The 5,485-nt window shown below is 41.4% G+C and carries 4 protein-coding genes; 2 read left to right on the forward strand and 2 right to left on the reverse strand.

Features of this window, described 5'->3' with window-relative positions; all coding sequences use genetic code 11:
• Positions 1-62: 62 nt before the first annotated feature.
• Together AB4496_RS05420 and AB4496_RS05425 are read right to left on the reverse strand one after the other, a co-directional pair.
• Positions 63-1,412 carry a HAMP domain-containing sensor histidine kinase gene (locus AB4496_RS05420; RefSeq protein WP_017099768.1) on the reverse strand — a complete coding sequence of 450 codons (1,350 nt, stop codon included), beginning with the start codon at positions 1,410-1,412 and terminating at the stop codon, positions 63-65.
• Complete coding sequence (locus tag AB4496_RS05425) at positions 1,405-2,094, reverse strand: response regulator transcription factor (RefSeq protein WP_029222829.1); 690 nt, start codon at positions 2,092-2,094, stop codon at positions 1,405-1,407. The genes AB4496_RS05420 and AB4496_RS05425 overlap by 8 nt, the downstream gene beginning before the upstream one ends.
• Positions 2,095-2,632: 538 nt before the next feature.
• On the opposite strand from AB4496_RS05425, the gene AB4496_RS05430 reads away from it, so the two are divergent.
• Positions 2,633-3,190 carry a hypothetical protein gene (locus tag AB4496_RS05430; RefSeq protein ID WP_017102472.1) on the forward strand — a complete coding sequence of 186 codons (558 nt, stop codon included), beginning with the start codon at positions 2,633-2,635 and terminating at the stop codon, positions 3,188-3,190.
• Positions 3,191-3,350: 160 nt separating this feature from the next.
• Positions 3,351-5,294, forward strand: coding sequence for a bifunctional diguanylate cyclase/phosphodiesterase (locus tag AB4496_RS05435; RefSeq protein WP_102258195.1), 1,944 nt, complete (start codon positions 3,351-3,353; stop codon positions 5,292-5,294).
• The last annotated feature ends 191 nt before the right edge of the window (positions 5,295-5,485 follow it).

Raw genomic sequence — 5,485 nt, forward strand, 5'->3', positions numbered from 1 at the left:
GCCACGATATTAAACCGTGGCTTTCATTTTTAAGAGTCTAATTGGTCTCTTACTAAAATCATTTACGTGATCTTTGGGATTAAGATACAGAACTTGGCACCACCGCGATTGCTATCGCAGATCCGAATGTCCCAAGAAAGCTTTTTAGCCGCTGAAATCGCTATCGCTAGACCTAACCCTAACCCACCAGTTGCTGATGCTCTGCTAGAATCTAAGCGAGAAAACGGAAGGAATACTTCTTCACGCCTGTCCTCAGGTATCCCAGAGCCATTGTCTTCAATCAGAACCAGCCAATTTTCTGAGTTCTCGTCCAGAGTTACCCAGACTTTGTCTTGTGTGTAATTCCCAGCGTTCTTAATCACGTTATCAAAAACCAAACGCGCCATCGAGCAATCACACTTAATTTTGCACTCTAGCTTTACTTTGGACTCAAAAATAACATTGTCTAACTCCGAGTAACGGATTCTATCTAAACAATACTCGCGAAGATCAGCTTTCACTTTAACAAGCTCGAAGAAAGAGTTATCCATGACATTCAATTTCGACAGCATGATAATTTCTGACGTGAGGTCGTTGATATCCCCGATGTAGGTATCAATATCATCGAAAAAAACCTGATGATGCTCTGGTGCTTCCCGCCTTAAGAGATCCGTCGCCAATTGAATACGGCTTAGCGGTGTGCGGACTTCATGTGGAATCGCTTGAGCAAATATATGACTTTGTTTTACTTTGCTCTCAATCTCCTCAGCCATGAAGTTAAAACTTTTGGCTAGCTCAGACACTGGGTGTATATCATCTACGTCAGAGCGAGTACTCAGCTTCCCCTTACCAAACTGCTTCTGTTTCTCAACAAGTAACTCTATTCTTTCTTGAAAACGCCTAACAGGTAAGTAAACACTTGCGCCAATAGCGAAGATAACGGCCAACAAAAGCCCAATAAGAAAGTTTCTTTCTGAATCTTCATACCACTCAATTTCAGGTGAGAAGAAATCGCCTACCTCACTGAACGCAAAGCTAAACCTAGAATTTGGTAGCTGAAATACTGCCGAATAGAGATTATTTTCACTTAGGTATACCGGTACACCATTCAAGGTGGTAAATAACTCGCATCGTTGACACGGAGCCTCTCCCGACCAATTCTCCAACAGGCGTAAATTGAAAATATAAAATTGCTGGTAGCCTGTTCTGTCGAGTTCTTTATATAGCGAGTTTTCTCGGTTGTGTTGACGAACATACTGCTCAGAAAAGTAGATGCCATCATTAAGGAATATTTCGATCTGGGTACGCCGCATGTGCCCTTCACCAAGGTTCCAAAACAAAAAGATCGTTGCCGACATCCCTGCCACAATTCCAAGGTACAAACGAGTAAACATAGAAACAGATCGAAGTTTCACCGCGATAGACTTATACAACCAGCATATACCCCTTGTTACGAACCGTACGGATCAACTGCTTATCTTTTGCATGCATACGCAGCTTCCGGCGCAACCCTGAAACACGCATATCAATAGAGCGGTCGTTAAAGGCATAATCAATACCTCTAAATAGCTGGCAACATTGATCTCGAGTAACGACCTGACAAATGTTATTAACAAGAAGATTTAGAATTTCAAACTCGGCAGAGGTGAGCTTTAGGTTCTGTCCGTACAGAGTGGCACTTTGAGCTGTACTGTTGATCACAATTTCACCTGGGGTTTCAGCGGTCGTGTCAGGCTCAGCAACAACAGGGGCTGCGCGACGCAATAGTGCTTCAATTCGTGCCAATAATGCATGACCACGAATAGGTTTTGCAACGTAATCATCCGCGCCAAACTTAAACAAACTAACCTCACTCATTTCATCAGCAGAGGCAGTCAATACTAAGATAATCCCATTATAAAATTCGCGAGCCTGTCGGCAAATCTGTGCGCCGCTCATTCCTGGAAGCATCAAGTCCAACAGAACGAGATCGGGTTCAATACTGCGGATCGCTTCAATGGCCAAATCCCCTTCATGGACAACGCTAACATTGTAGCCTTCAGCTTCGAGGTAAAGCGTAGTTAAACGCGCTATCGCCTGGTCATCTTCGACAATCAGCACTTTGGTTTTCGACATTTCTATCACCAGCATTTATTAAAAGCGAGGGCAGTATATATACTGTTCATATATCATCAATATTGTTATTGAAGTCACTAACTTACCGTACGCAAAACATATTAATCACTTTTGTACATACACGTTTACAAACCATCGTTCAGCAACAAAAACGCTCATTTATTGATTGATTTCCCGTCAAAAACGGAAAATCCAAACGCTTAAATGCTTACGTTTGCTTACCTTCTTACGCACACTTACATTAAAGGAATTTACAAAACTCATTCAAATAAACTTGCTAAACATTAATAACACAATAGTTAGTAACACTTCAAATCAACAAAATGACAGATTTTAAAACCGCGTTCGTATTCTAAAAAATTGAAGAAAACGATTACTTAACCAATCAAATAGCATGTTCCATTATCAAGCTCTCTCCCCCTCTATCAAGTAAAGTCTTCTTCAAGTAACATTTATTCGGCTAATCATTAACTCAAATAATAAACAACGGTGACTTACTGATTAAACAAAAGTCACTTTGTCACAAGGCCACTTAAAGATGAACAAATCGCTTTTAATGTTACTGACCATAACCGCTTTGTTGGCAACACGAGTCACCGCTGCTCCTAATAAACATGAGGTGATGAATCAAATCAAAGCACAAGTAAGCTCTTGGATAGATATTCAAGTCACACCACAAAATAGTATTATCCAAAAGATGGTCTTCAACTGTAATTTCTACCTAACAACCCCAAGCATTAAATCTCCAGATGGCAACGAAAGCAGCTCTGGTTCATATCGCTTTTATTCACATAATGGGGTAGTCGGCGCGATGACTGAACCTTTCACTACTCAACCCCTTCCAGAATTAACAATGTGCCTGAAAGAAGACTTCATCGTCACTAACCAAGATCAAGCCCAATTATTATTTGAAGCAATTGAGACGGTATACACAAATCATTCAATGTTTGACGATCGCTTCCCGAAAGAAATCGTCAAGACATCAACAGGTTGGAACTTCATCAACGGGGAAATTTTTGGGGACAATAAAGGCTATGCGATTGAAAGCACCCCGAAAGGAAAAGTAACCAAAATTATCCGTTCACTGAATCTTTAAACGCTATTTTGTCGCTAATTTATCTTTAGCGCCTGATTTTTCTTGAACACATAGCTCCTTCACGGCTGTTAAAGATCAGAGTTCAATTTGATAGACGCACTGCCAAAGCACGACATCTGTCTGCATAAATCGATTAAAGTATGAGTTCCCCGAATTTATTATGATGACCAGCTACCAACCTTTCGAACATCTAAAGTGTCCTATCTGGATATATGACATTGATAATAAGCGAATAACCTGGGCAAACAGCAGTGCCCTCCCTCTTTGGGAGTCTGAATCTCTATTTGAACTGACCTCACGCGATTTTGGTGTTGAAATGTCAAAAGCGATCGAAGCAACGCTTGAAGAATATCAGAGACAATTTCAGCGAAATCAAAGTGTAAAGACTTGGTGGAACTTCACCCCAAAATACATATCTAAACGCGCACTATGTCTTTTCTCTGGAATCCCATTACCCGATGGCCGAACAGGGATGCTAGCGCAAGTCATCGCAGAAGAAGAGAGCTTAAAACGCGATCTCACATACTCTGATGGTTCCAACCTCTCTCTTTTATTCAACAAAGTGGGAAGCGTAGTGAGTGCAAACTCCGCTTTTTCTAAAAACTACGGCTCGCCGTTTAGTCGCCTATCCGATTTTGTTTCAAGCGAAGAAGTTGCAGACCAATGGTTATTTTCAGCTCGCAAAGGTCGAGACATTTTGGAGGAAGTCAGCTGTAAAATTGAAAATAAAACCCACCACTTTGATGTTCATGGAAAGTGGTTGTTTGACAAAAGTGAACTGCTATTAAACCTAACCTGTACCACCAAACAAAAAGAAAATTTGATTAAAGCTCGATATAACGCAGAGCACGACTGTCTCACTGAGCTCTACAACCGCCGCGGGATCACCAAAAGGCTCGAATCGAGTATTGCCTGTCGCTCGCCCTTTGAATTGATGTTTGTGGACCTTGATGGCTTTAAGTTGGTGAATGACACTTATGGGCATAGTGTTGGTGACCAACTACTCAAAAAAGTTGGCAAGCGTCTTAAACAGATCCTCGACGAAACATGCACAATCGGTCGCTTTGGTGGTGATGAGTTCATCGTGATTGCTCACGCCCGAAAAAATCAAAATATCCCGTTACTCTGCTCTCGCATTATCGATTCTTTGAACAAAAGCTTCCAAATAAAAGGAATTGGCACCTTATCTGTAGGTTGCAGCATAGGTTCTGCTCATTTTCCAGATAATGCCACGGATAAAGAGTCATTGTTAAAGCAGGCCGGAATGGCGATGCATGTTGCCAAAGCCAATGGTCGGAACCGCTTCCAAACTTTTACTCCAAATTTAGCGCAGATTCTGCATCGGCAAGTAGAGATACGCCATAGGTTAACTCTGGCACTAGAAGGTGATGACCTCAATCTTCATTACCAACCGATAATGGACACCAATAGCAATAAAGTTAAAGGGTTTGAAGCCTTACTAAGATGGTCGGATAAAGATCTTGGCAACATCAAGCCTGATGAGTTTATTAGCCTAGCGGAAGAAACTGGACAGATTGTTCCACTCGGAAAGTGGGTCCTTAACTCTGCACTTAAGCAACTGTCGATATGGCACCGAAAATTTGATGATGAATTGGTAATGAGCATCAATATCTCGTGTATTCAGATGCACACTACTTTTGCAGAGCAACTATCGGCAATGCTCAACTTCTACAACATACAACCTAAAAGTATCGCCCTTGAGATCACTGAATCCTCAATGATCTTCAAACACGGTGAAGTCAGACAAGCATTAGACGATATTTCAGCGTTAGGCGTTGAGCTACACCTTGACGACTTCGGCACTGGCTACTCTTCTCTCTCTATGTTGCATGACTTGCCAATTAGTACCGTTAAGCTAGATAAAAGCTTCGTCCATGGCACCTATAAAGGGAGCGAAGCGATTGTCCAAGCCACCTATGCTATCTGTGAAAAATTGGGGCTTATGGTGGTTGCGGAAGGGGTCGAAACTGAAACACAAAAAGCTTTCTTAACCAGTTGCGGATATCAATATTTACAGGGATTTCTGTTCAGCAAACCTATCCCACCCGATGAAGTCGAAATGCGATTTTTGTCTAGTAGATAACTCGACTCTAAGGGGGTTACTTACTAAAGCAATTAAATTCCCCAAGCACAATATAATTATGTAAGTGGTAGATGCGAAAATGCTATCAACATACCGCTTACGTAAATTTTACGTCATACCCAAGTCTAGATAATTTACACTTTGGTTAGTTGTAATTAAATTACCATTTAAATTACTCCCCAATGTCACCC

Source organism: Vibrio sp. 10N.222.46.A1 (assembly GCF_041473595.1).
Classification (GTDB): Bacteria; Pseudomonadota; Gammaproteobacteria; order Enterobacterales; family Vibrionaceae; genus Vibrio; species Vibrio tasmaniensis_A.

Bases quoted from the DNA above. Each gene is read 5' to 3' on its own strand.
- AB4496_RS05425 (WP_029222829.1), bottom strand. From the start codon at position 2,094: ATGTCGAAAACCAAAGTGCTGATTGTCGAAGATGACCAGGCGATAGCG.
- AB4496_RS05435 (WP_102258195.1), top strand. From the start codon at position 3,351: ATGATGACCAGCTACCAACCTTTCGAACATCTAAAGTGTCCTATCTGG.
- AB4496_RS05430 (WP_017102472.1), top strand. From the start codon at position 2,633: ATGAACAAATCGCTTTTAATGTTACTGACCATAACCGCTTTGTTGGCA.